Annotated in this window: 17 protein-coding genes and 1 riboswitch; of the genes, 5 read left to right on the top strand and 12 right to left on the bottom strand. The window is 73.0% G+C overall.

The features are described 5' to 3' along the window. The first annotated feature begins 144 nt into the window (after nt 1–144). Nucleotides 145–308, top strand: a riboswitch (cyclic di-AMP (ydaO/yuaA leader). Further along, entirely contained in the window at nt 307–1,521 is a 1,215-nt protein-coding gene (locus ACIHCL_RS07195; RefSeq protein ID WP_399857876.1) for an NlpC/P60 family protein, read from the top strand. Its footprint overlaps the riboswitch before it by 2 nt. Nucleotides 1,522–1,657: 136 nt before the next feature. Here ACIHCL_RS07195 and ACIHCL_RS07190 read toward each other — a convergent pair whose 3' ends face one another. Continuing rightward, on the bottom strand, nt 1,658–2,011 hold the full coding sequence (locus ACIHCL_RS07190; RefSeq protein WP_399857873.1) for a hypothetical protein: 354 nt from the start codon (nt 2,009–2,011) through the stop codon (nt 1,658–1,660). A gap of 355 nt (nt 2,012–2,366) precedes the next feature. On the opposite strand from ACIHCL_RS07190, the gene ACIHCL_RS07185 reads away from it, so the two are divergent. Then, nucleotides 2,367–3,407, top strand: coding sequence for an NlpC/P60 family protein (locus tag ACIHCL_RS07185; protein WP_399857871.1), 1,041 nt, complete (start codon nt 2,367–2,369; stop codon nt 3,405–3,407). A 79-nt stretch (nt 3,408–3,486) separates the two neighbouring features. Here ACIHCL_RS07185 and ACIHCL_RS07180 read toward each other — a convergent pair whose 3' ends face one another. After that, a complete protein-coding gene (locus tag ACIHCL_RS07180; protein ID WP_399857868.1) occupies nt 3,487–4,194 on the bottom strand; it encodes a LuxR C-terminal-related transcriptional regulator in 708 nt (235 codons plus the stop codon). Beyond that, nucleotides 4,178–5,476 (bottom strand): PspC domain-containing protein, encoded by a 1,299-nt coding sequence (locus ACIHCL_RS07175; RefSeq protein WP_399857865.1) that lies wholly within the window; start codon nt 5,474–5,476, stop codon nt 4,178–4,180. The genes ACIHCL_RS07180 and ACIHCL_RS07175 overlap by 17 nt, the downstream gene beginning before the upstream one ends. 228 nt (nt 5,477–5,704) lie before the next feature. On the opposite strand from ACIHCL_RS07175, the gene ACIHCL_RS07170 reads away from it, so the two are divergent. Together ACIHCL_RS07170 and ACIHCL_RS07165 are read left to right on the top strand one after the other, a co-directional pair. Then, nucleotides 5,705–7,039: a PspC domain-containing protein gene (locus tag ACIHCL_RS07170; protein ID WP_399857863.1), complete on the top strand. Its 1,335-nt coding sequence runs from the start codon at nt 5,705–5,707 to the stop codon at nt 7,037–7,039. Between the two features lie 191 nt (nt 7,040–7,230). Further along, nucleotides 7,231–7,494 (top strand): hypothetical protein, encoded by a 264-nt coding sequence (locus tag ACIHCL_RS07165; protein ID WP_399857861.1) that lies wholly within the window; start codon nt 7,231–7,233, stop codon nt 7,492–7,494. On the opposite strand, the gene ACIHCL_RS07160 is transcribed toward ACIHCL_RS07165, so the two are convergent. From ACIHCL_RS07160 to guaA, 4 genes are all read right to left on the bottom strand, one after another. Beyond that, on the bottom strand, nt 7,401–7,910 hold the full coding sequence (locus ACIHCL_RS07160; RefSeq protein ID WP_399858056.1) for a DoxX family protein: 510 nt from the start codon (nt 7,908–7,910) through the stop codon (nt 7,401–7,403). The two genes, ACIHCL_RS07165 and ACIHCL_RS07160, sit on opposite strands and share 94 nt — an antisense overlap. Nucleotides 7,911–8,123: 213 nt before the next feature. Next, nucleotides 8,124–9,392 (bottom strand): hypothetical protein, encoded by a 1,269-nt coding sequence (locus ACIHCL_RS07155; protein ID WP_399857858.1) that lies wholly within the window; start codon nt 9,390–9,392, stop codon nt 8,124–8,126. 276 nt (nt 9,393–9,668) lie between these two features. After that, nucleotides 9,669–10,475, bottom strand: a complete 807-nt coding sequence (locus tag ACIHCL_RS07150; RefSeq protein WP_399857857.1) for a class II aldolase/adducin family protein — start codon at nt 10,473–10,475, stop codon at nt 9,669–9,671. Between the two features lie 260 nt (nt 10,476–10,735). After that, entirely contained in the window at nt 10,736–12,328 is a 1,593-nt protein-coding gene (gene guaA, locus ACIHCL_RS07145; protein WP_399857854.1) for a glutamine-hydrolyzing GMP synthase, read from the bottom strand. 495 nt (nt 12,329–12,823) lie between these two features. On the opposite strand from guaA, the gene ACIHCL_RS07140 reads away from it, so the two are divergent. Beyond that, the gene (locus ACIHCL_RS07140; RefSeq protein WP_399857852.1) at nt 12,824–13,189 is read left to right on the top strand and encodes a chorismate mutase; all 366 of its coding nucleotides are present in this window, start codon (nt 12,824–12,826) and stop codon (nt 13,187–13,189) included. A 542-nt stretch (nt 13,190–13,731) separates the two neighbouring features. Here ACIHCL_RS07140 and ACIHCL_RS07135 read toward each other — a convergent pair. The 5 genes from ACIHCL_RS07135 to ACIHCL_RS07115 form a co-directional block, all read right to left on the bottom strand. Next, entirely contained in the window at nt 13,732–15,561 is a 1,830-nt protein-coding gene (locus ACIHCL_RS07135) for a GMC oxidoreductase (RefSeq protein WP_399857849.1), read from the bottom strand. Between the two features lie 48 nt (nt 15,562–15,609). Next, the gene (locus ACIHCL_RS07130) at nt 15,610–17,262 is read right to left on the bottom strand and encodes a succinic semialdehyde dehydrogenase (RefSeq protein WP_399857847.1); all 1,653 of its coding nucleotides are present in this window, start codon (nt 17,260–17,262) and stop codon (nt 15,610–15,612) included. 246 nt (nt 17,263–17,508) lie between these two features. After that, nucleotides 17,509–19,209: a protein kinase gene (locus ACIHCL_RS07125; RefSeq protein WP_399857845.1), complete on the bottom strand. Its 1,701-nt coding sequence runs from the start codon at nt 19,207–19,209 to the stop codon at nt 17,509–17,511. 181 nt (nt 19,210–19,390) lie between these two features. Continuing rightward, the gene (locus ACIHCL_RS07120) at nt 19,391–22,435 is read right to left on the bottom strand and encodes a serine/threonine protein kinase (protein WP_399857843.1); all 3,045 of its coding nucleotides are present in this window, start codon (nt 22,433–22,435) and stop codon (nt 19,391–19,393) included. 183 nt (nt 22,436–22,618) lie between these two features. Then, on the bottom strand, nt 22,619–24,607 hold the full coding sequence (locus tag ACIHCL_RS07115) for a protein kinase (protein WP_399857841.1): 1,989 nt from the start codon (nt 24,605–24,607) through the stop codon (nt 22,619–22,621). Nucleotides 24,608–24,656 lie beyond the last annotated feature (49 nt).

The following is a 24,656-nucleotide window of genomic DNA, read 5'->3' as shown; positions in this document are numbered from 1 at the left end:
GCGCGACCACGCGGAGGGTGCGGACGCGGCGAAGGTCACGAAAATGTATCGGACAAATCGAACATCGACCTTCACAGCGGCACCACGGGTTGGCTAGCGTGCTCGGACCGGGCGACCGTACCCCCTGAGGCGAACCACGCCAAGCGGGCGCCCTCGCCGAATCCGGACTGCCGCCATGGGAGTTCGGAGCCGGGGACCCATATGCATACCGGGGTGAATCGGTCCTTACCCCACGCGGACCGTAGGGCAGCCTTCCGTTTCCGCCCGAACCCGACAGCTAACCCGGCAGGCGGCCCACGGAAGGAGATGCCGGCCTTGGCGTCGCATCGCAAACCGCGCACCCGGGTGCGCACCACCGGACCGGCCGTCGGGCTCACGACGGCGGCTCTGGCGTCCGTGACCCTGTTCTCCACACAGAGCGCCACGGCCGCGCCCGCCCCACGGCCGGGCATCGAGGAGGTCCAGAAGCAGGTCGACGACCTCTACCGGCAGGCGGGCACCGCGACCCAGCAGTACAACCGGGCGAAGGAGGCCTCCGCGACCCAGCGCGCGAAGGTCGACGACCTGCTGGACGAGGTGGCCAGGCGCGCCGACAAGCTCAACGAGGCCCGCACCACGCTCGGTACCTACGCCGCCGCCCAGTACCGCTCCGGCACCATCGCGCCGAGCGCGACTTTCTTCCTGGCCGACGACCCGCAGGCGTACTTCGACCAGAGCCAGCTGCTGGAGCGGATGACCAGCCGGCAGCAGCAGGCGATAGCGGAGTTCCGCAAGCAGCAGACCAGGACGGCGAAGAAGCGTGCCGAGGCGGTACAGAGCCTGGAGAAGCTGACCGAGACGCAGGACACGCTGCGGGAGAGCAAGCGGAACGTCCAGAAGCGGCTGGGCGAGGCGCGCGTTCTGCTGTCGAAGCTGACCGCGGAGGAGAAGGCGCGGCTCGCGGAGCTGGAACGGAAGAAGGAGGCCGAGGCCCGGCGCAAGGCGAGGGAGCTCGCTGAGCGGCAGGCCGCCGAGGCGGAACGCCGGGCCGCGGAGAAGGAGTCCTCCCGCGGAACGGACACCGACGCAGGCACAGGAACCGGAACGGGCACAGGAACCGGCACAGGAACCGGCACGGGCACGGGGACCGGCACGGGCACGGGCACGGGGACTGGAACGGGCACGGGCACCACGGCCAAGGCGCAGAAGGCGCTCGCCTTCGCCGCGGCCCAGATCGGCAAGCCCTACGTCTGGGGCGCGACCGGCCCGTCCTCGTACGACTGCTCCGGGCTCACCCAGGCGGCGTGGAAGGCCGCGGGCGTGAACCTCCCCCGCACCACCTGGGACCAGGTCGGCGTGGGCACCCGTGTCGCCACCGAGAACCTGCTCCCGGGCGACCTCGTGTTCTTCTACGACGACATCAGCCACGTCGGCATCTACAAGGGCGACGGGATGATGATCCACGCGCCCAAGCCGGGGGCGAACGTGCGCGAGGAGTCGATCTACTACATGCCGATCTACGGCAGCGTACGCCCGGCGTAGCCGACGGCCCCGAAAACGGCGGCGAGCCCCTGCGGGACTACCCGGCAGGGGCTCGCACGGCGCGGCGGCGGGGCCTGCGCGCCGGAGGCGGGCTCGCCCGGCAGGGGCGAACGGCCCGCGCGGCGGAGGCGGGGGCTCAGACCCAGAGCGTGGCTATGAGGATGTTGGCGAGGGTCAGCCCGCCCACCGCCCCGAAGGCGCCCTTGTCGACCTTCTCCTCGTCACGCTTGATGTAGACGAGCGCGAGGATGACGACCAGGACCAGCAGCTTCACGCCGACCTTGATGTTGTTCACCTCGTGGCCCTGGGCCTGGTGGAGGCCGACGAGCGCGACGCCGGTGATCAGCATCGTGAGCGCACCGTGCAGCATCGCCGGAACGAATCGGGCCGTGCCCGCGCCCATGGCCTTCATCTGAGTCAGGAAACCGCCCAGCAGCGAGGCGATACCGACGATGTGCAGGGCGACCAGGAGATGAATGAGTACGTCCATGGGCGCAGCCTAGCCTTGCCCATATCACCACTCGGCGGGCAGGTGCACGTTCCAGGATCCTCACTCGTGTCTGCACCAATTGCCCGACTCTGGCGCACTTCCTCTGGTCGATTGACGACAGTGTCGCGTCAAATTCAGACAATGAGCGTCATTACGACTCTTTCCCGTGCCCTGGGCATAGCGTCCCTGACCAGGCGACCGGCCACACCCCCGCTCCGCATCCGGACGGAGCGCCGGTCGCCCCGCCGAGAACCGCGGCGGCGGCCCGCTCCCCTTCCGGTGCCCCGCCGCCGGGTCTCGGGCGGGCCCGCCGGTAGTCCCCGGCGGGCAGTCGTCAGGAAGGACGCACGACCCCGTGGCAGCGCATCGGAAACCCAAGCAGCGCCCCTACACCGGAACCGCTGCCCGCACCGCGGCCGCCCTCGCCTTCGCCGGGGCCGCGACCGCCGCCGCCCTGCCGGGCTCCGCGCACGCCGACCCCCGGCGGAGCCCCGCCCGGGTCGAGGCCGAGGTGGACCGGCTCTACCGCGACGCCGAGGTCGCCACCGAGCGGTACAACGGCGCGAAGGAGCGGGCGACCGCCGCCGCCGCGGCCGTCGACGAGCTGCGCGACGAGGCCGCCCGGCGCACCGACCGCCTCAACGCCGCGCGCGACACCCTGGGCTCGCTCGCCGCCGCCCAGTACCGCAGCGGGGCGCTGAACCCGTCCGTTCAGCTGGCCCTCTCCTCCGACCCGGACCAGTATCTGGAGCGCGCCTCCTACCTGGACCGGCTCGGCGACCGCCGGGCCCGCGAGGTCGACGCGGTGCAGTGGCAGGTCGCCCGGATCGCCCAGCTGCGCGCGGAGGCCGGGAAGAAGCTGGCGGCGCTGGAGGCACGCCGCACCGAGCTGAAGGAGCACAGGGCGACGATCCGCGCCAAACTGGCCGAGGCCCGGCGGCTTCTCGCCACACTGTCCCCGGCCGAGCGCGCCTCCTACGCGGACGGCGCCGGTTCCGGGCCCCGCGCCGACCGCGGCGGGGCGCGTGGGCCCGTCGCGGCCCCGAACGCCCGTGCCGCCGCGGCCGTGGCGTTCGCGCACGGGGCGCTCGGCAAACCGTACGTGTGGGGGGCGACCGGCCCGTCCTCGTTCGACTGCTCCGGGCTCACCCAGGCCGCCTGGCGGTCCGCCGGTGTCTCGCTGCCCCGCACCACGCACACCCAGATCAACGCCGGGCAGCGGGTGTCGCGCTCGGAACTGGCCCCGGGGGATCTGGTGTTCTTCTACTCGGGCATCAGCCACGTCGGGCTGTACATCGGCGACGGCCGCATGATCCACGCCCCGCGCCCGGGTGCCCCGGTCCGGATCGCCCCCATCGACCAGATGCCGTTCGCCGGGGCGACCCGGGTGGCATGAGGCCGTCCCGGAGCGCCGCTCGGCTTCCGCAGCCGTCCGCGCCGGTGCTCCGGCCCGGACGGACGGCCCGGGGTGCGGTTCAGACCAGCCGTCGGGCCGTCGCCCAGCGGGTCAGTTCGTGACGGTTCGAGAGCTGGAGCTTGCGCAGCACCGCCGAGACGTGCGACTCGACCGTCTTCACCGAGATGAAGAGCTGCTTGGCGATCTCCTTGTACGCGTAGCCGCGGGCGATCAGCCGCAGCACCTCGCGCTCGCGCTGCGTCAGCCGGTCCATGTCCTCGTCGACCGGCGGTGCGTCCGTGGAGGCGAAGGCGTCGAGGACGAAGCCGGCCAGCCGGGGCGAGAACACCGCGTCGCCCTCCTGGACGCGGAAGACCGAGTCGATCAGGTCGGTGCCGGTGATCGTCTTGGTGACGTAGCCGCGAGCGCCGCCGCGGATGACCCCGATGACGTCCTCGGCGGCGTCCGAGACGGACAGTGCCAGGAAGCGCACCGGGTTCTCGGCGGCGCTCATCAGCGGGGCGCAGCGGCGCAGCACCTCGACCCCGCCGCCGCCCGGCAGATGCACGTCGAGGAGGACGACCTCGGGGCGGGTCGCCGTGATGACGGTGACCGCCTGGTCGACGTCGGCGGCCTCGCCGACCACCTCGACGCCCGTCTCCTCGGTGCGGCCGATCTCGGCCTGGACCCCGGTGCGGAACATGCGGTGGTCGTCGACGAGCACGACCCTCACCCGGCGTTCCGGCCCCGGTCCCGGGCTCCCGGTCGTCTCAGTGGTCTCCGTCATCGTTCGCCCTCTCCATCTCCAGCTCGACCTCCGTGCCCCCGCCGGGCACCGAACGCAGTCGCGCCGTGCCGCCGTTGCGCTGCATCCGGCCGATGATCGACTCTCGTACGCCCATTCTGTCCCCCGGTACGGAGTCCAGGTCGAACCCCGGCCCCCGGTCGCGTACCGACACGAAGACCGTACGGCCCTCGACCTCCGCGTAGACCTGTACGGCGCCGCCCTCGCCACCGTACTTGGCGGCGTTGACCATGGCCTCGCGCGCGGCCTGCATCTGCGCGGCCAGCTTCTCGTCCAGCGGGCAGTCGCCGACCACGACGACCTCCAGGGGGACGCCGTGCTTGTCCTCGACCTCGGCGGCGGCGCGTTTGACCGCCTCGGCGACGGTCTCGGGCTCGTCGGCCTCGTCCTTGCCGGTGCCCTCGGGCCGGTAGAGCCAGTTGCGCAGTTCGCGTTCCTGGGCCCGGGCCAGTCGGCGGACCTCGCCCGCGTCCTCCGCGTTGCGCTGGATCAGGGTGAGGGTGTGCAGCACCGAGTCGTGGACGTGGGCGGCGACCTCGGCGCGTTCCTGGGCCCTGATGCGCATGGTGCGTTCCTCGGAGAGGTCCTGGGTCATGCGCACGAGGTACGGGCCGGCCAGCAGCGCTATGCCGGTGAGGACGGCGATGGCGGCGGTCAGGACGTTGCCGAGCTGGGCGGCCGAGCCGCGTACCACCATGAAGGCGGCCAGTCCCAGGCCGACCAGGGCGACCCCGGCCAGTCCCCGGGCCAGGTGCAGGACGCGGCGGCGGTTGCCGACCTCCATCCAGCGGGCGCGGCGGGCGTTGTCGGCCTGCCGCCACACCAGGACGGAGCCGGCGCCGATCAGCAGCGCGGGCCAGATGTAGCGGTCGGCCCCGCTGCCCATGTCGACGTCCCGGACGAAGACCATCGCGCCGATGAGCAGCGCAATGAGGGCGAAGACCTGTCCCTTGTCGGGTTTGCGCAGCCGGCGTGTGCCGTCCGGTGCGGTCTCGAAGAGGGGGCGCGGGGCCTCCACGCCGCCGACGCCGAGCGGGACGACGATCCAGAACACGGCGTAGAGCAGCGCACCGAGCCCGTCGGCGAAGAACAGTCCGACGAAGACGAACCGCACCCAGGCGACGGGCAGTCCGAGGTGCCCGGCGAGGCCGCGTGCGACGCCGCCGAGCAGCCGTCCGTCGTCGCTGCGGTACAGCTTGCGCGACGACGGTTCCTCCGGCTCGGTCCTGCCGGAGCTCATGGTCCGGGGCGTGGCGGCTTGCATGCCCCCGATGGTCACATGCCCGTGGGGGCCGCGGCATCAGGGTCCGTCCCGGACTCCACCCTGAGAGGTCCCGGCCCCGTGGTCTCTCCCCGCCGAGGCCGCCGAGACCACCGGGGAACGGCGGGCTCTCCCCCGGCGGGCCCCCAGGGGATCCGTCGGGCCGATATCAGGGAAGGGCCAGGGTGGGGGCGGGTCCCGGACGGGCGGTCGGACCGTCACCATGGAGCCATGACCGTTCCCCAGGACGCCCCTCCCGGTGTCGCGCCACCCCCCGAACCGCGACCGCAGCTGCGGCGCAGCCCGCGCCAGAAGGTCGTGGCCGGTGTCTGCGGCGGGCTCGGGCGGTACTGCGACGTCGACCCGGTGATCTTCCGGATCGTGCTCGGGGTGCTGTCCGTCACCGGCGGCATCGGGCTGATCTTCTACGGCTTCGCCTGGCTGCTGCTCCCGCCGGAGGGCGAGGACGAGAACGAGGCGCGCAAGCTGCTCTCCGGCCGCGTCGATGGGGCGTCGCTGGTCGCGGTGCTGCTCGCGCTGATCGGGTGCGGGCTGTTCCTCTCCATGCTGGGGAACGGCGGCACGCTGGCGTTCTCCGCGATGCTGTCGCTGGCGGTCATCGGCTTCGCCGTCTGGACCCAGAACCGCCGGGCGGCCCCCGGGGATCCGTCGCACTCGGCGACCGCACAGGCGGTGGCGGACGCGCCGCCCGAGGTGAAGGCGCCGCCGTCACCGGGCAGTCCGTCGTGGTGGCGGGACCCGATCGTCAAGGACGGCACGACGGGCCCGGTGACACACGGGTATCTGTGGGGCCCGTCGGACGCGCCGCCCGGTGGGCGGACCTCGTACTCCCGGGGGGCGGCGCCGCGGGCGCCCGGCTGCACGGCCGGACGGGAGTCCGGCACGACGGGACCGGTCTCCATCGGGGGTCTGGTGTTCCTGCTGGCGCTGATCGCGGGCGGACTGGGCACGGGCCTGACCTGGGAGTCGTATCCGCTCGGCACGAGTCTGCAGTTCGGTCTGGCCGGGGCGCTCGCGGTGTTCGGGCTCGGGATGCTGGTCAGCTCGTTCCTCGGCCGGACCGGGTTCGGCACGGTCATGCTGGCGATGATCACGGCGGTTCTGCTGGCGGGCGCGTCCGTGCTGCCGAAGGACATCACCACGCAGTGGGTGCGCGAGGGCTGGCGGCCCGCGACGGCGGCGGCGGTCCAGCCGGAGTACGCGCTGGGCGCCGGCGAGGCGCGACTGGACCTCACCGGGATCACCGTGCCCCGGGACGACACCGTCGGGACGAGCGTGAAGGTCGGGGCGGGCCGCGTCATCGTCGTCGTGCCGAAGGCAGTGACGGTGAAGGTGGACGCGCGAGCCGGGTTCGGCGACATCACGCTGCCGGTCGACCAGGCGGGGGGCGCGCTCTCCGAGCGGCCCGGTGACGTGGACGTCAGGCCCTCGCGCACCGAGCACCGGACGCTGCCGCCGGTCCCGGGCAGCAAGCCGGCCGGTACGGTCGAGCTCACTCTCGAAGTCGGCATCGGGCAGGTGGAGGTCACTCGTGCCGGGTCCTGAGATCCGCGGGGCGGAGCGTGTCCGCCGCGCCGCGCCCGTGGGTACCGTCGGGCCGAGCGCATCCGCGCCGCGCCCCGGGACCGGCCGGGGGCCGGGGCGGACGTCGTCCGTGCCGCGCCCGGGACCGGTCGGAAGGCAGGGTGGAGGTCACTCCTGCCGCATCGTGGGTTCCGTCAGATGGAGGTCAATCCGTGCTGCTTCATGAGATCCGTCCGGGCCGGGCGGTGGCCGGCCTGGTCATGCTCGCCCTGGCGGCGGGTTATGCGGCGGACGCGGCGGGTGTCTGGGACGTCCCCTGGGTCTTCTTCTTCCCGCTGTTCTTCGGCGGCCTCTGGCTGGCCATCACCGTGACCTGGGTGAACTACGTGATCCGTCGCCGCCGTGACGCGCGCAGGGCGTCCACGGAGAAGGACGCCGCCCCGGCGAGCAGCAGCGGCAGCCAGGCCACGAGGTAGGCCAGGTCGTTGCCGAAGTAGTACGGCTCGACCCCCCAGCTCACGGTCAGCCACAGGCTCAGCGAGATCAGCGCCCCGCCGAGTGCGGCGAGCCGTGCCCACAGCCCGATGAGGGTGCCGATCCCGACGGCGATCTCGCCGAACGCGATGGCGTACCCGAAGGCGCCGGGGCTCTTCAGCGCCAGGTCGATGAGGGCCGGGATCGCGGAGGAGTCGCGCACCCCGCGCATCGTCTCGCCGATGGAGTCCGGGCCGCTGGCGCTGAAGAAGCCGCCGATCGTCAGTTTGTCGATCCCGGCGTAGACGAACGTGACGCCGAGAAAGATCCGCAGCGGCAGCAGGGCATGCTCCCGTGCGAGTTCCTTGAGTCCTCGGGCCCCGACCGGGCCGCTCATTTTCAAGCCGTAGCCACGCAGACCCGGCAATTCCTGCAATCCCCGCAAATCTTGCATGTCAATGCCCCATCCTTCCGTGATCCCGTCATCAGACGATACGTAGAAGGAACGGCGCCGCGCTCGCCCGATGGGCCGTCCGGTCGGAAGAACCGTCGGCGTGGACGTCCATCGGCATGAACGCCCGTCAGCGGAAGGACCCGGCTGCGCGGGGCCGGTCGGCCGGGTGACCGGCGGTCAGTCCGTCACCTCGATCTCCACCCGATTCGTCTCCACCCCGGCGGCGGTCACGACCTGCACCTCCACCCGGCCCGGCTCCACATCCACCGGCACCGGCACGGTGAGCACGTCGTCCGTGGGGTTGGCGAAGCCGCCGGTGACCGGGACGAGCGGCACATGCACATGGACCCGGCCGATCCGTACGACCATGTCCGCCAGCCGCTCCGGGGTCCCGGCGCCGGGCGGCACGAATCCGGCGCCGCGGATCTCGATGTCGTCGCCGGTGCGGATCGCCGCGTCCAGGTCTCCGGCCTCGCGGGACCGGACCACCGAGAGGACCACCGGGCGCCCACCCTCCGTGTACTTCCCGGCGAAGTACGCGGCCGCCGAGACGGCGACCAGCAGCGCGAGCCCCCATGGCAGATCGGGCAGCTGCTCGGGCCTGCGGGCCAGCCGGACCGCGGCGAACAGCACGGCGACGGTGCTCACCAGCACGTACTGCACATCCGTGAAGCTGCCCCGCCCCGAATCGTCGGTGAGCAGATCGGCGGCGCGCGGCCGGCCGGCCCGCAGCTTCTGCAGCCGCCCGGACAGGGTCCTTACGGTCACCACCCGGCGCACGACCACGGCGACGGCGCACACCAGCGCCAGCACGGTCACCACCCCGGCGCCCCGGGCCAGGTCCAGCCCCTCGATCAGCGCATCGCGCTCGGCGTGGTCGGAAGCACCGGCGAGCTGGAGCGCCAGCACGAGCACCGAGAAGACGGCGAGCAGCACCCAGGAAGCGGCGACCGCCCGGGAGGTGGAGAGCCGGTTGTCCTCCCCGATCACCGGAGCGAGGATGCCGCCGCGGGCCCGGTGGACGTGGGCGGCTCCGGTCAGCAGGGCCGCGGTGACGAGCCCGGCGATCAGACCGGCCGTACGGGCGTTGGTCCAGCCCGCGCCGATGGCGGTGGCGGTCTCGGCGACGACCAGGACGACCACGCCCGCCCACACCGTGAGCAGAGTGCGCCGCCGCACCCGGTACAGCCAGGCGTCTCCCGCCTCCCGGCTCCGTTCGGCGACGTCCTTGGCCGACTGGGTCAGCTCGTCCGACACCCACTGGCGGGTCGCGGAGAGGGACTGGGCCACCCCCGGCGGCAGCCCCTGCCCCGCAGCGAATCCATCCCGTTTGGCCAGAAAGGCGGCCACCGCACGCCGATGGCCCTCGCGCGCCCCGTGCGGACAACCGCCGCACGTGCAGCCGCCGCTGTGCGTGCCGCTCGCCCTCGCCTCGTCCAACGCCACGGAGAACGCCGCCCTTTCCCGCCCCGGTCCGGTCCTGGTCAGTCAACTCGACTGTGATTGCTGCGAATTGTGCCGTACGAAGAGGGCTGGGGCCGCATCGGGGGGACACACCGGTACACATCGGAAGAATGTGCGATCGATCCGCTCGCCGGAATGTGCGACTCATCAGCCCTTCGGGAGACCGGGCCGACGCGCGCCGGCCCCGTCGGGCGGCGTCGATTCCCCTTCGTGGGCGTGCGGCTGATCTTCCGTCGGGCGCGCGGGGCCGATGCCCTCTCAGGACGTGCGGTCGATCCGGCGCCACAGTGACTGGTAGTTGATCCAGGCCATCAGATCGCCCCCCAGGCGTTCACGGGTGGCGACGGCGTCCCGGTGCCCGATCAGCACCGGCTTCCCCGCGGCGTGCGCGGCCAACTGCACCTGGCAGCAGCGTTCCAGGGAGATGAACCACCACGCGGCGGCGTCCACCGAGCCGCCGACGGTCAGCAGCCCGTGGTTGCGCAGCACGACCGCCTTGCGTCCGCCGAGCGCGGCCGCGATCCGGCGCCCCTCCTCCTCGTCGACCACGACCCCGGTGTATCCGTCGTACAGGGCGTGGTCCTCGTAGAAGGCACACGCCTCCTGGGTGAGGGGTTCGACGAGTTCGCCGAGCGCGGACAGCGCCCGCCCGTGCACGGAGTGGGCGTGCGCGACGGCGACGACGTCGGGACGGGCCCGGTGCACCTGCGCGTGGACGGTGAACGCCGCCTGGTTGACGTGGTGCCGTCCCTCGACGACCTGTCCGTCCCCGTTGACCAGGACCAAATCGTCCGCGGTGATCCCGTCGAAGGGGATCCCGAAGGGGGTGGCCCAGAAGCAGTCGGCGTACCCGGGGTCGCGCGCGGTGAAGTGGCCCGAGACGCCGTCCTCATAGCCGTGCTCCCCGAACATCCGGAGCGCCCCGGCCAGCCGCTCCCTGCGGTGGGCGCGTTCCTCCTCCACCGACGCGTGAACGGGTGGCATCGCGAAGGGGAGCTGGTCCACGGGTACGGGTACGGGTTCGGGCGCGGGCTTCGGCTTGTGCGCGGGCGCGGGCTCCGGCATGGCGCCTCCTCGGGCTCCCAGGGCGTTGGGGGTCGGAAGCTACCGCCGGTCGCGACAAGTGGCCAGGGGTGCCGAGGAAGCCGGCCGGGGCCCGGAACGGGTCCACCGGCCGCGGCCCTCATGACCGCGCCCATGGGGCGGGGGCTCGCCCCCAGCCGGCGCACCCCGCACCAACGGCGATGCCGCCGCCCAAACGAATGAGCGACGGCATCGGCGTCGACCTGCTGAGGGGGCTCCCGGGCGCGGTGTGCGCGCGGGGATCACTCCCACTCGATGGTGCCCGGCGGCTTGCTCGTCACATCGAGCACGACCCGGTTGACGTCGGCCACCTCGTTGGTGATCCGGGTCGAGATCCTGGCGAGGGTCTCGTACGGGAGGCGCGACCAGTCGGCGGTCATGGCGTCCTCGGAGGAGACCGGTCGCAGCACGATCGGGTGACCGTAGGTGCGGCCGTCCCCCTGGACGCCCACGGAGCGGACGTCGGCGAGCAGGACCACCGGGCACTGCCAGATCTCGCGGTCCAGGCCGGCCGCGGTCAGCTCCTCGCGGGCGATGGCGTCGGCCTCACGGAGCAGGTCGAGCCGTTCCCGGGTGACCTCGCCGACGATCCGGATGCCGAGCCCGGGGCCGGGGAACGGCTGGCGCTGGACGATCTCCTCGGGCAGGCCGAGCTCCTGGCCGACCATCCGGACCTCGTCCTTGAACAGCTGGCGCAGCGGCTCGACGAGCTGGAACTCGATGTCGTCGGGGAGGCCGCCGACGTTGTGGTGGGACTTGATGTTCGCGGTGCCGCTGCCGCCGCCGGACTCGACGACGTCCGGGTAGAGCGTGCCCTGGACGAGGAACGCGACCTCCTCGCCGTCGGCGGCGCCCTCGGCGAGGATCTCGGCCTGCGCCTGCTCGAAGACGCGGATGAACTCGCGGCCGATGACCTTCCGCTTCTGCTCGGGGTCGGTGACCCCGGCCAGCGCGTTCAGGAACCGCTCCGAGGCGTCGACGACCTTCAGCTGGACGCCGGTGGCGGCCACGAAGTCCTTCTCGACCTGCTCGGTCTCCCCCTTGCGCATCAGACCGTGGTCGACGTACACACAGGTCAGCTGGGAGCCGATGGCCTTCTGCACGAGGGCGGCGGCGACCGCGGAGTCCACTCCGCCGGACAGGCCGCAGATGGCGCGCTTGCTGCCGACCTGCTCGCGGATCAGCGCGACCTGCTCCTCGACCACGTTGGCCGTGGTCCAGGTCGGCTCGATGCCGGCGCCGCGGTAGAGGAAGTGCTCCAGGACCTGCTGGCCGTGCGTGGAGTGCATGACCTCGGGGTGGTACTGGACGCCGTAGAGCTTCTTCTCGTCGTTCTCGAAGGCGGCGACCGGGACGACGTCCGTGGACGCGGTGACGGTGAAGCCCTCGGGAGCGGCGGAGCAGGCGTCGCCGTGCGACATCCAGACCGACTGCTCGACGGGCGTGCCCTCGAAGAGCGTGGAGCCGGCCTTGGCGACGGTGAGCGGGGTGCGGCCGTACTCGCGGGCGCCGTTGTCGTCGACGGTGCCGCCGAGCGTGGTCGCCATCAGCTGGAAGCCATAGCACATGCCGAAGACCGGCACCCCGGCCTCGAACAGCGCACGGTCGAGCGTGGGCGCGCCCTTGGCGTACACCGACGAGGGGCCGCCGGACAGGATGATCGCCCGGGGGTTCTTGGCCAGCATCTCGGCCACCGGCATCGTGGACGGGACGATCTCGCTGTAGACCCGGGCCTCACGGACGCGTCGGGCGATGAGCTGGGCGTACTGTGCCCCGAAGTCGACAACGAGGACCACGTCGGTGGCGCTGTCGGGGGCGGGAGGTGCTGCTGGCACGGGGCGGCCTTCCGGCGGTGAAAGAGGGGGTCGGTTCTCCCGATTCTACCGGGGGCCCGGAGTCGGCCGTCGGCCCGTGGGGGCGAGGCCGTCGGTGGCTCGGGGCGCCACCCGTGGGGACCGGGTCCCCGCCCCGTGGGAGCGGGGCCGACGGCCCCGTGGGAGCCGGGGTGCCCGCACCCCCGCACCCCCACGTACGCAGGGGGCGGGGCAGCGCCGGAGGGCGGACCGGAACATCGGCGGACCGGAACGGAACGGAGTCTCAGCATCCGGTCGCGATTGGACAGACCGCGCGGGCGGTCCATACTGGGCCCCATGCGTCAGCACACGACCTTCGTCTTTACCTATGGCATCCGGCCCGCCGGCTGCCATGGTCGTGCTGCTTGATCCACTGACAAGCAACGTTCCAGGCGCCCCGGGCCGAAAGGCCCGGGGCGCCTCGGCGTTTCCGGACCGGTCGGCTCCGGGGACCGCACCCCAGCAGGAGTCCTCACGATGACCAGCACCGCCCCCGTCACCACCGCCCCCGCCGCCACGGACCCGCGGAGCACCGCGGACACGCGGAATACCGCGGACGCCCGAAGCGCCGCCGAGCAGACCGGCGCGCGCACCGAGGAGGCCGCCTCGCTGATCGCCGAGGCGCGCTCCAGGATCGACTCCCTGGACGACCGGATCATCGGGCTCGTCCAGGAGCGGATGGCCGTCTCGACCGTCATCCAGGAGGCGCGGATCACGTCCGGCGGTCGCCGCGTCAACCTCTCCCGCGAGATGGAGATCCTCACCCAGTACCGGAACGCGCTCGGCAAGCCGGGCACCTCGCTCGCCATGACTCTGCTGGAGCTGTGCCGCGGCCGGGTCTGACGCCGCGCGGCCGGATCATCCGGATCCCCGGCCCGGAGGGTGTGCGGGCGTATCCCAGTTCGGGCCCGCTCTCACCCGTACGGCGCGTGACCCGGCCCACAAGCGCTTCGTTGGTCCCGGTGTCCGTGCCAGCCAGGGGCGGCTTCCGAAGGAAACCACGCGTGGCTCCGCCGGGACGTGAGGCGTACTGCAGGTGCGCCGTGGGACCACGACCCGGCGTGCGTGACCGGTCGGCAGGGGACAGCAGTCCGGTCACACCGACGGTCGGCTCCGGGGACGCCCGGAGCCGACCGTGTCCGGTCGGCAGGAGGCGCCTCGCGCAGCCCGTGTCCGGTCCGGGCCCCTGGTTCCCGCACACCGCCCGGTGTCGATGCGCGAAGGGCCCCGTCGGCCCCTGACCGGCCTGCGGGCCTCGCCCCCCGTGCCGCCGCCTCCGCGCCGCGCGTCCATGACGGGTGCGGGGCCCCCTCCTCGGCGGTGCCTGTTGCCCTACGCCTTGAGGGCGTGCGGGGCGTGCAGGACGTGCGGCGCATGCAGGGCGTTCAGGGCTTCTTCTTCGGCGGGACCGTCGGCATGCCGAGGAACGGCAGCCTCAGCGCGCCGAAGGCATCCTTCGGCACGATGGGCGATCGCGGTCCGACCGGGGCCAGCCGTTCGTACGCCTCGCCCTGCGCCGGGCGCGGGTCCGCCTCGCCCTTGTTGGGCCAGAAGGACATCGCGCGTTCCGCCTGCGCGGTGATGGTGAGCGACGGGTTGACGCCGAGGTTCGCCGAGACGGCGGAACCGTCGACCACCGATATGCCGGGGTGCCCGTAGAGGCGGTGGTACGGGTCGATGACCCCGTGCTCGGCACTCACGCCTATCGGGCAGCCGCCGAGGAAGTGCGCGGTGAGCGGGGTGCCCATCAGCTCGCCGACGTTCGAACCCGCGAAGCCGTTGATCTCCTCCGCGAGCAGCGAGGCGCCGCGCGTGGCCTCCTCGATCTGCGTCGGGTTGGGGGCGCCGTGCCCCTGCCGGGCCGTGAGCAGCCCCTTGCCGACGCCTCCCGGCTTGCGGTACGTCGTCAGGGAGTTGTCCAGCGACTGCATGACGAGCCCGATGATGGTCCGTTCCGACCAGCGGCGATTGGACAGCGAGCGGAGGGCGAGGACGGGGTGCCGGGCCATGTTGCCGAGCCAGCCCAGTACCCGGTGGCCGCCGTAGGGCACCTGGAGGATGGACAGCGCGCCCATGGCGTTGGAGCCCTTGCCGTAGCGGACCGGCTCGATGTGGGTGTTCTCGTCGGGGTGGACCGAGGAGGTGATGGCCACGCCCCGGGTGAAGTCGGCCCGAGCGGTGCCGTGTTTCCTGCGGTAGCGCCGGTCGGTGGTCTGCGAGCCCACGAGAGCCTCGGAGTTGGTGCGGGTCAGTTCGCCGAGCCGGTGGGAGATCCGGGGCAGCAGCCCCCGGTCCTTCATCGTGTGCAGCAAGGACTGTGTGCCGTACGTGCCGGCCGCCACGACGACCCGGCGGGCGCGCAGCCGGGCGGGCTTCTCCTTCCGGCGGCGGTCGGTGGGGACGGTGAGGACGCGGTAGCCGCCCTCCGGGTGGTCCGTGATCGCGACGACCGTGGTCATCGGGTGGATGACCGCCCCCGCCTTCTCGGCGAGGTGGAGATAGTTCTCGTTGAGGGTGTTCTTCGCGCCGTGGCGGCAGCCCGTCATGCACTCGCCGCACTCGGTGCAGGCCCGGCGGGCCGGGCCCGCACCGCCGAAATACGGGTCGGGGACCGTGCCGCCGGGCTTCGCCCGTACCTCGCCGTCGGCGTCCTCGCCATCGCCGAAGAACACACCGACCGGGGCGAGGTGGAAGGTGTCGCCGACGCCCATGGCCTGCGCGGCGGCCTTCAGGTGGACGTCGGAGGGGGTCGTCGTCGGATTGAGCCGGACCCCGAGCATCCGCCTGGCCTGGTCGTAGTGCGGGGCCAGCTCGTCCCGCCAGTCGGTGATGGCCGCCCACTGCCGGTCCTCGAAGAACGCCGCCGGGGGCACGTACAGGGTGTTGGCATAGTTGAGCGAACCGCCGCCGACGCCCGCGCCCGCCAGCACCATCACCTTGCCGAGCAGATGCACGCGCTGGATGCCGTAGAGGCCGAGGGCGGGAGCCCACAGGTAGTTCTTCAGGTCCCAGGAGTTCCTGGGGAGGGCGGACCGGGTGAAGCGGCGGCCCGCCTCCAGGACCCCGACCCGGTAGCCCTTCTCGGTCAGCCGCAGCGCCGACACCGCACCGCCGAAGCCCGAGCCGACGACCAGCACGTCGTAGTCGTACGCGGCCTCGTCGTCGGCTCCTTCCGCGGAAGCGGTCCGATTCCGGGCAGGGCTGTCCTGGGGCATGGCTCTCCTCGGTGCGAAACGGGCGGAAGGGGCTGCGGTGCCGGGGCCTCAGCGCAGGCGGAACGCCTTCATCGCCTTCAGGCTGCGCGTCATGAACGCCGTGTACGCGGCGTCGTCCATGCCGAACGACGGGGCGAGCGGGATCAGCCGCTGCTGGGCGACGGTCTGCGACTCGGTGTACTTGAGGATGCCCTCGGAGCCGTGCCGACGGCCGAGGCCGGAGTCCTTCATGCCGCCCATCGGCGACTGCACGCTGCCGTAGGCGGGGGCGTACCCCTCGTTGATGTTGACCGTGCCGGTGCGCAGCCGGGCGGCGACCCGGTGGCCGCGCCGGGAGTCCTTGGTCCAGACGCTCGCGTTCAGACCGTACGGGGTGGCGTTGGCGAGGGCGACGGCCTCGTCCTCGTCGCGGAAGCGGTAGAGGGACACCACCGGTCCGAAGGTCTCCTCGGTGCAGACGGCCATCGGCGCCTCGACGCCGTCGAGGATCGTCGGCTCGTGGAAGAGCGGGCCGATGTCGGAACGGGCGACCCCGCCCGCGACGACCGTGGCGCCCTTCTCGACGGCCTCGGCGACATGCCGGGTCACGGTCTCCAGCTGGCGCTCGCTCACCAGGGAGCCCATGTCGGCCCCGTAGGCGAGGGCGCTGCCGAGCCGCATCGCCTTCGTGCGCGCGGCGAAGCGGGCCGCGAAGTCGTCGGCGATCGACTCGTGGACGTACAGCCGCTCGATCGAGATGCAGAGCTGGCCGGCCGAGGAGAAGCAGGCGCGGACGGCGCCCGCGGCGGCCTTCTCCACGTCGGCGTCCTCCAGCACCAGCATCGCGTTCTTCCCGCCGAGCTCCAGCGAGACCCCGACCAGCCGGGCCGCCGCGCCCTGGGCGACCTCGCGGCCGGTGCGGGTGGAGCCGGTGAACGAGACGTAGTCGGCGTGCTTGACGAGCTCGGGGCCGACGACCGGTCCGTCGCCGAGGACGACCTGGAACACCTCGGCGGGCAGCCCGGCCTCGATCAGCAGGTCCCGGGCCCACAGCGCGGTCAGCGCGGTCTCCGTGTCGGGCTTCATCACGACGGCGTTGCCGGAGACGAACGCGGGCAGCGCGTCCCCGACGGACAGTTCGAGCGGGTAGTTCCACGGCGCGATCTGGCCGACGACACCGCGCGGCTGGCGCAGCTCGGTGACCTTGGTGAGGGTGGGCACGACCCCGGTGTGCCGCCTCGGCCTCAGATACGCGCCGGCCCGGCGCCCGTAGTGCCGGGCGGCGACGGCGACGGCCTGCACCTCCTCGTGGGCGTGCAGCCGGGCCTTGCCCGTCTCCAGCTGGATGAGGTCGAGCACCTCGGCCTGCCGGTCGAGGACGAGGTCGTGGAAGCGGAGCAGGACGGCGGCGCGGGCGCGGACGGGGGTCGCGGCCCAGACGGACTGGGCGGCACGGGCCCGTTCGAAGGCCGTCGCCACGTCCTCGGGGGTGGACTCGGGCAGATCGGCCAGCTTCTCCCCGGTGAACGGGGTGTGGTTGGCGGTACGGCCGGAGCCGGCCACGTCACGGGTCAGCCGGGCGACCAGGTCGGGGGTGACCACGTCGGCGGCGGTGCGCACACCCGCCGGTGCGGTAGCCACGGGGTTGGTGCCGACCGGGGCCGCGGAGGCGGTGGTGACCTGGGCCTCGGGGGTGGGCTGGGGGGCCTGCGAGTCCGTCATGGGGCCGAGGGTACGTCCCCCCGACCGCTTTGGGTACCCGTGAGTAACAGGTTTTCACACACCCCGTGAACGAGCCAGCGGTCACTGGCAACAAAGCCCCTGATCAGGCCGCCTTCCTCGACGCCGGACCGAATAGGAGGCCATGGCCCCGGGCTGCGGGCCGGGCGGGCGCAGGCCCCGGGCGGGGCGCAGCCCCTCGGCCGGCCTGTCGGGTGCCCGCCGCGGCCCGGCCACCCGGCGGCGGCGTCAGCCGGAGTCCTCGGGCGCCCGCCATCCGCGCAACATCGTCTGGAACTGCGTCCGGGTCGTGTCCCAGTCCTCCGCCGGCCCCGTCATGTACAGCGCATACTCCGGACCACCCGTCCCCCCGAAGTACATCTGATCGATCGCGTGGCGCGGGCCCGGATGGTTCTTGGTCTCGGTCCAGGTGAACTCCCAGAGCGAGCCCGGCCGGTCCCGGTAGATGTTGGGGCGCAGGTTCTCGCGGCGGTAGCCGGGCAGTCGCTCGGCGAGCTGCTTCTCCAGGTTCAGCATGTGCGTGTACGAGTTCTCGTAGTCCGGATCGGGATCGATGCTGATCCGGATGTAGTGCACGCCCCCGTCCGGGGTGTAGTCGATCTGGTCACCGCTCGCCCGGCGCTCCCAGCCGTCCGGCACGGTCAGGCTGAAGCCCGCAGGGTCGTCCACCCGGTGCCAGCCGTCGGGTATCTCCTTGGTCTCGGCCCCCTTGCGCGGCGGATCGGGCTTCTTCGAGGAGCCGTTCGCCGGTTCGGTGGGGGTGCCGGGCGCATGGGTGCCCGGGCCGCCCCGCCGGGCGTCGGTGTCGTCGGTGCGGTCCGTGTACTTCATCGCCAGGAGCCCCGCCCCGCCGCCGATCAGCGCGGCGGCGACGAGGACCGGCACCGCCGTACGCCACCGGACCCGGCCGCGCCGGGTCACCAGGGCCGGAACCGGGCCGCCCACGGGACCAGCGGCCGGCTCGCCCGGCGGAACCGGGAGTCGGGCGGTGCCGGCCGTCCCCGCCCCACCGGGTGCGGTGGCCGGGTCGAACGCGAGCAGGCTCTGGTCGGGGACGCGCTGCGTCGGCACGTACGCCTGCGCCGCCTGGGGCTCGCGGCCCTCCATGGCGTCGAGCAGCATCCGTTCGGTCTCCGCCGCCGACGGCCGGTCCTCGGGCTCCTTGCGGAGCAGCGCGGTGAGCACGGACCCGAGCGGTCCCGCGCGCTCGGGCGGCGGCGGTTCCTCGGTGACGACGGCCTGCATGGTGGAGATCGGGGACGTGCGGCGGAACGGCGAGTGGCCCTCGACCGCGGTGTAGAGCGTGGCGCCCAGCGACCACAGGTCGGAGGCCGGGCCCGGATCGCCACCGCGTACCCGCTCCGGAGCCAGGTAGTCGATGGAACCGACGAGTTCACCGGTCCTGGTGATGGTGGAGTCGCCCTCGATGGCCGCGATCCCGAAGTCGGTGAGCAGCACCCGGCCGTCGGCGGCGAGGAGGACGTTGCCCGGTTTCACGTCCCGGTGCAGGACGCCCGCGGTGTGCGCCGCGCGCAGGGCGCCCAGCACATGGAGGCCGATCCGGGCGGCCTCGCGCGGCTCGACCTCGCCGGACTCCTTGACCGAGTCGGCGAGCGACGGACCGTCGACGTACTGCATGACGATCCAGGGCCGGTTGTCGTACTCGATCACGTCATGGACGGTGACCACGCCCGGGTGGGTGATCCGGGCCGCCGCACGGGCCTCCTTCTGCGTGCGTGCGTGCAGGACGGCCCGGTCGGCCTCGGCCGCGTACTGTCCGGCCGTCAGTTCCTTGACCGCGACCGTGCGGTGCAGCACCTCGTCATGAGCGCGCCAGACCTTGCCCATGCCGCCGCGTCCGAGAACCCGGCCCAGCCGATATCTTCCGGCCAGCAGCAGCCCCGCGTCCGTACCCTGTGCTCGTTCCACGTAATCCCCGCCCCGTTCCTTCCGAAAGGCCAGATTACGGAGGGGTTCTCGGTCTCGGAACCTCGCATCTCCGTGGAGACCCCACTGTGACCCTTGTCGCTCGTTCCACCTTCTGCCACGAGACGGACCGACGCGGTTCACCGCCTCCCCGGGGGCGGGCCCGGAGGGTCACGGAACCGGTTCAGCGCGTCACGCGGTAGGAGGAGACGGCCTGTTGGTAGATGTCCGCGACCTCGTCACGCCGGTCCTCCGGGCCGATGACCTGGATGACGTGGTAGCGGCCGTCGACGATCAACGCGAGATTGCGGGCACACACCTCGCGGCCGTTCGCGTCCTGCCAGGTGAACTGGCCTTCGGCCATGGCCTGTCGGCCGACGTCGATCCGGCGCAGCCCGCTCGATCCCGACCAGTTGGATTCGCGGAACGGCCGCAACTCCCGCTCCCTGTCGGCCTGGTACACCAGCGGGTCGTCGCCGTCGGCCTCGACCGAGTCGCGTCCGGGGACGACGAGCAGGGTGAAGCCACCGCCCTCGTAGCGGATCTGACGGTCCGCGTTGGCGGGGGTGCGCCGCCAGCTCTCGCGGACGCCGACCTCGAAGCCCTCCGGGTCCCTGCGCAGGGTGTATCCGGCGTCGAGGGCCACGGCGGACCGGGTGGTCTGCGGCTGCTGGGCACCACCGGAACGCCCGGACGGCTGCCCGCCGGACTCCGACGAACCGGACTGCGGTGCGCCGGACGCCGATGTGCCCGGGGCCGAGGCGCCGTTGTCGGGTTCGCTGTCCGCCTTGGGCATGAACAGCACGGCGTACCCGACCGCGCCGATCAGGGCCAGCAGGATCAGCAGCAGAAGCAGCCGCCCGAGCCGCCTCGGTGAGCGCCCCTCGGGGTACGGGGAGCCAGGGGGCGGGGTGCGCAGCGCCTTGGGGCCCTTGGGCTCGCGCGGCGCCTTGGGCGTCCGGGGCGCCTTCTCCGGCCTGGGCGCCTGCTCGGCCCTCGGGCGCTCGCCGCGGTCCGGCCGTTCGCGCGTCTGCCGGTGGCGGCCGTGGGCCGCGCCCTGCCGGAACAGGCCGCGGCGCCTGCGGACCAGTTCGCCCCGGCGGCGCACGATGGGGAGCTTGGCGGCGTCGGCGGCCGGCAGCGGCACGACGTCCACGCCGGCCTCGGGCTCGGGCGCGGACCGTACGAGGGAACGCAGCCAGCCGCTCAGCTCCTCGACGTCCGGCCGGTCGGTGGGGTCCTGGCGCAGCAGTGACTCGACGACGGGGCGCAGCGGGCCGCACTCCTCGGCGAATGCGGGCGGTTCCCCGCACACCATCTGGACGAGTTCGGCGGCGTTCTCCTCGGGGTACGGGGCATGGCCCTGGACGGCGCGGTAGAGCAGCGCGCCGAGCGCCCAGAGGTCGGTGGCGGGGCCGATCGGCGGGGCCAGTCGCCAGTTCGCGTGTACGGGGCCGCCCTGTTCGGGCGCCCAGCGTTCGGTGACCGCGCCGACGACGGCGATCCGGGCCTGCCGGGCGCGCTCGGCGGCGAGCGGGGTGGCCGGTCCCCGGTACGGGGGGTCGTCCGTGTGCCCGCCCGTCATGAGGTCGTCCCAGCGGCCGGGACCGTCCCCCGGTTCCGAGTGGTGCGCCCCCTCGGGGCGGTGCGCCGGGGGCACCGGGGTCAGGGCCGGGCCCGGGGTGTTTGTGCGCGCGGCGATCTCGCCGCCACCCCCGGCGGGGACGGGCTGCCCCGCTCCGGTGCCGTCGCTCCAGGTGCCGGTGAGGTGCATCCGGCGGCTGGGGGGCAGGAGGCCGTCGTAGTCGTCCGTCTCGTCACCGTAGGCGGCGTAGCCGTACACGTCGTCGTCGTGGGGAGCCTCGCCGGACGGATCCTTGCTGTACGGATCCTCGGTGTATGGGTCTTCGGTGTACGGGTCCTTGCTGTACGGGTCCTCGGCCTGTGCGCCGCGGGCGAACGGGCCGTCGGCGGGCGGGCCACCGGTGTACGGACCGTCTCCGTACGGGCCGTCGCCCGGCCCGGCCGGGCGCTGGACGGGAAGCGAAGCCGTCTCCTCGACGTCGCCGAAAGGCTCCCGCACCCCGGCACGGCGCCGTTCCTCGCTGATCCGCGCGGCGGCGCGGGTGCCCTCTCGGTAGGCGGCGATGGCCCCGGCGCGCTCGGCCCGCGACCGCTCGACGCCGTCCGCCCCGGCCTCGGCCGCCGGGAGGGCGGGGCTCAGCGGCAGCCGCACGGCCTCCGGTTCGCCCGTGGCGCCGCTTCCCGCGTCCCGCCGGGGCCCGCCTCCACGGCCGTCGTCGGAACCGTCGCCGTATGTGTCGTCGTCGGCATCGCGGTGGACCTCGTCCGCGCCCTCGCCGTCGCGGTACGCGTCGTGGTCACCGAGGGTCTCGTGGGCCTCACGGGTCCCGTGGCCGTCGCCCCCGTCGCCGTACGCCTCGTCATCGCGATACGCCTCGTCATCGCCGTGCGCGTCGTCACCGCCATCGGACGCCGGGCCCTTCTCCACGAACACTGGGCCGTGCGCGGACGGAAGTTCGGCCGGAGGGGGCGGCAGCGGCGGCGGGGCGAACACCCCGGCCGGGTCCGCACCGAGCGCCGGGCCTCCGTAGCCGAGCTCGTCCTCGTCGTCCGGCCGGGGCGTCGACACGTACCCGCAGAGCGCCTCCTCCGCGGCCCCGGCCGCCAGCCCGGTCAGCACGACGCGTCCGTCGTCGCAGATCAGTACCGTACGGACGGTGATGTTGCGGTGGGTCCAGCCGTGGGCGTGCAGCACCCGCAGCGCGGTCAGCACGTCGGAGCCGATCTCGGCGGCGCGGAAGGGGTCGAGCGGACGCTCCGCGAGCAGGGCCGCGAGCGGGCGGGCCGCGACGAACTCGCTCACGATCCAGAGCGATCCCGCGTCGGCGAACACGTCGAAGACCTGGTCGAGCCTGGGATGGTCGGGGATCCCGGCCGCGGCCTGCGCCGCCTCGACGGCCCGCCGCACCGCCGGATCCGCAGGACGCCGCACCGCCCGCCCGGTGACCTGCCGGACCGAGGGCACCGGGCCGTCGGCGTCGATCACCTCGGCGTCCACCACCTCGGGCAGCGGAACCTGACGGATCAGCACTTCCTGCCCGCTGTAGGTGTCGAAGGCCCGGGTCTCGACCAGTTCGTACCCGTCGGACGGAGGCAGCGGAAGGCGGTAGCGGTCGGCGAGCACCCGACCCGCGTAGTCGTTCACGACGCCTCCCCAGAGCGTGCCTACCCCCGGTCATGAAGACCACTCGCCTACGTCAACCGCGTGCGCCCACCGTGCGATTGACCGACCGTCCCGACGGCATGCGGTCCCAGGCTCTCACGATACGGGCCGCGTGACAGCACCCCGCCGGGCTCGGCGCACCCGCCGCTCGCACCGCCCCTCGGATCAGTCGGTGGGCTCGAAGGTGTCGAACGCGGTGGCCCGCAGCGTCCGGCACTCCTCGTCGTCCCATTCGTCGGCCTTGCAGCTGATCATGATCGCGTAACCGTGCTTCGCGTCGACCTTGAATCCCCGGTTGAGCACGCGGACCCGCTCGCCCTGCTGGGTGCGCTCGAACTCCCAGTCGGCGACCGTCGGGTAGCCGTTGTAGTCGACCTTCTTCACTCCCAGGTGGCGGTAACCCTTGCTGGTGGCCGCGACACCGCCCTTCGCCGCGTTCCAGGCCGCGGCCGCGTCGCCCTGCGGCGAACCGGTGTAGTCGACCTGGAGGCGCGGGAAGTCGCCGTCCTCGCTGTAGATGGCACCGGAGTCGCGCCCGGACGTGCGGGAGAACCGGAAGTCCTCGGGCATCGCGATGGAGAAGTGGAACTTCTTGCTGGAAACGGCCTTGTACCCGTCGGGCAGCGCGTCAGCCGGGCTCTCGCCCTTCGAGCCGCCCTTCTCCTTGTCCGAACCGTCACCCTTTCCCTGGCCGCCTTCGTCCTGTCCCCGGCCCTTGTCCTGGCCCGTGCCCGGGGCGCCGCCCTCGGCGGGCTGGGCACCGTCGCCGCTGTCGGCGTCCGGGGAGCTGCCGGAGGCCGGGGCCTCGGACGAGGCGGCTTTGTCGCCCTTGCCCTTGCCGGCGCTCGCGTCGTTGTCGTCGCCGCGCGGAAGGGTCAGTGCGAGGACCGTGGCGACGACGGCGAGCACGATCACGGCCGCGATGACGGCCAGGGTGCGGCGCGGCACCACGTCCGTGAGGGAGGCACGGGGCGGGGCGGCCGGGGACGTGGCCTGGCGCTGGGGCGGTACGGCGGCGGTGGCCGGGCCGCTCGCCGTCCTCGCGGGGGACACGGCGGGCTTCGCGGGCACGTCCGCGCCGCCTGCCGGTGCCCCCGCCGGCGGAGGCACCGAGGGCGCGGGCGGGGCGGCGGTCGGTGCCGCCTTCGCGCTCCGTACGGAACGCAGCGCGCCGCGCAGCCGGTCGCGGGTGCCCTCACCCGGCTCGCCGGACTTCGCGGCCCTCTTCTCGGCGGACTTCCCGGGCAGCGCCATGATCTGGGTGGCGTCGGCGGGCGGCGGCACCACGGGGTCCGGCTTCTCGGGGGCGTGGATCACCGCGTCGAGCAGGGCGCGCGCGCCCGCTTCGTCGAGCCGCTGGTCCGGATCCTTGGCCAGCAGGCCGTAGATGACCTCCGTGAGCGGACCGGCGTTCTTCGGCGGGTCGAGCGGCTCGATCATCACCGCGGTCAGGGTGGCGATGGCCGATCCCTTGTCGTACGGCGGGCTCCCCTCGACGCTCGCGTACAGCAGGCCGCCGAGCGACCACAGGTCGGCGGGCGGTCCGGGCTTGTGCCCCCGCGCGCGCTCCGGCGAGATGTACGAGGGCGCGCCGACGAGCATGCCGGTCGAGGTGACGGAGGGGTCGCCCTCGACCTGTGCGATGCCGAAGTCGGTCAGCACGACCCGGCCGCCGTCCGAGATCAGCACGTTGGACGGCTTCACGTCGCGGTGCAGGATGCCTTCGCGGTGCGCCGAGCGCAGCACGTCGAGGATGGCCAGGCCGACCTCGGCGGCGCGCTTCGGGGGCAGCACCCCGTCCTCGCGGATGGCCTCGGCCAGGGACTTGCCCTCGATCAGCTCCATCACGATCCACGGCCGGTCGTCCTCGTCGACCACGTCGTAGACCGTCACCGCGCCGTTGTTGCGGATCCTGGCGATCGCCTTCGCCTCGCGCAGGGTACGCGTGATCAGGCGGCGCTTCTCGTCCTCGTCGATGGCCGAGGGGAACCGCAGCTCCTTGACCGCGACCGTACGGCCCAGCGTCTCGTCGACGGCACGCCAGACCGTGCCCATGCCGCCTCGGCCGAGCACCGCCCCGAGTCGGTACCGCCCCGCGAGAAGATGACCGTCTTTGTCCCGCTGAGGCTCTTGTGCCTGCTCCGCCTCCGACATGCGTCCCCTCTGCGATCAACCCGCCCTGGCAGAGCGTTCATTGTCCCTC

The organism is Streptomyces sp. NPDC052042, from assembly GCF_044548345.1.
GTDB lineage: Bacteria > Actinomycetota > Actinomycetes > Streptomycetales > Streptomycetaceae > Streptomyces.
The sequence above is the reverse complement of the archived record's forward strand: the minus strand, read 5'-3'. Positions and strand labels throughout refer to the sequence as shown.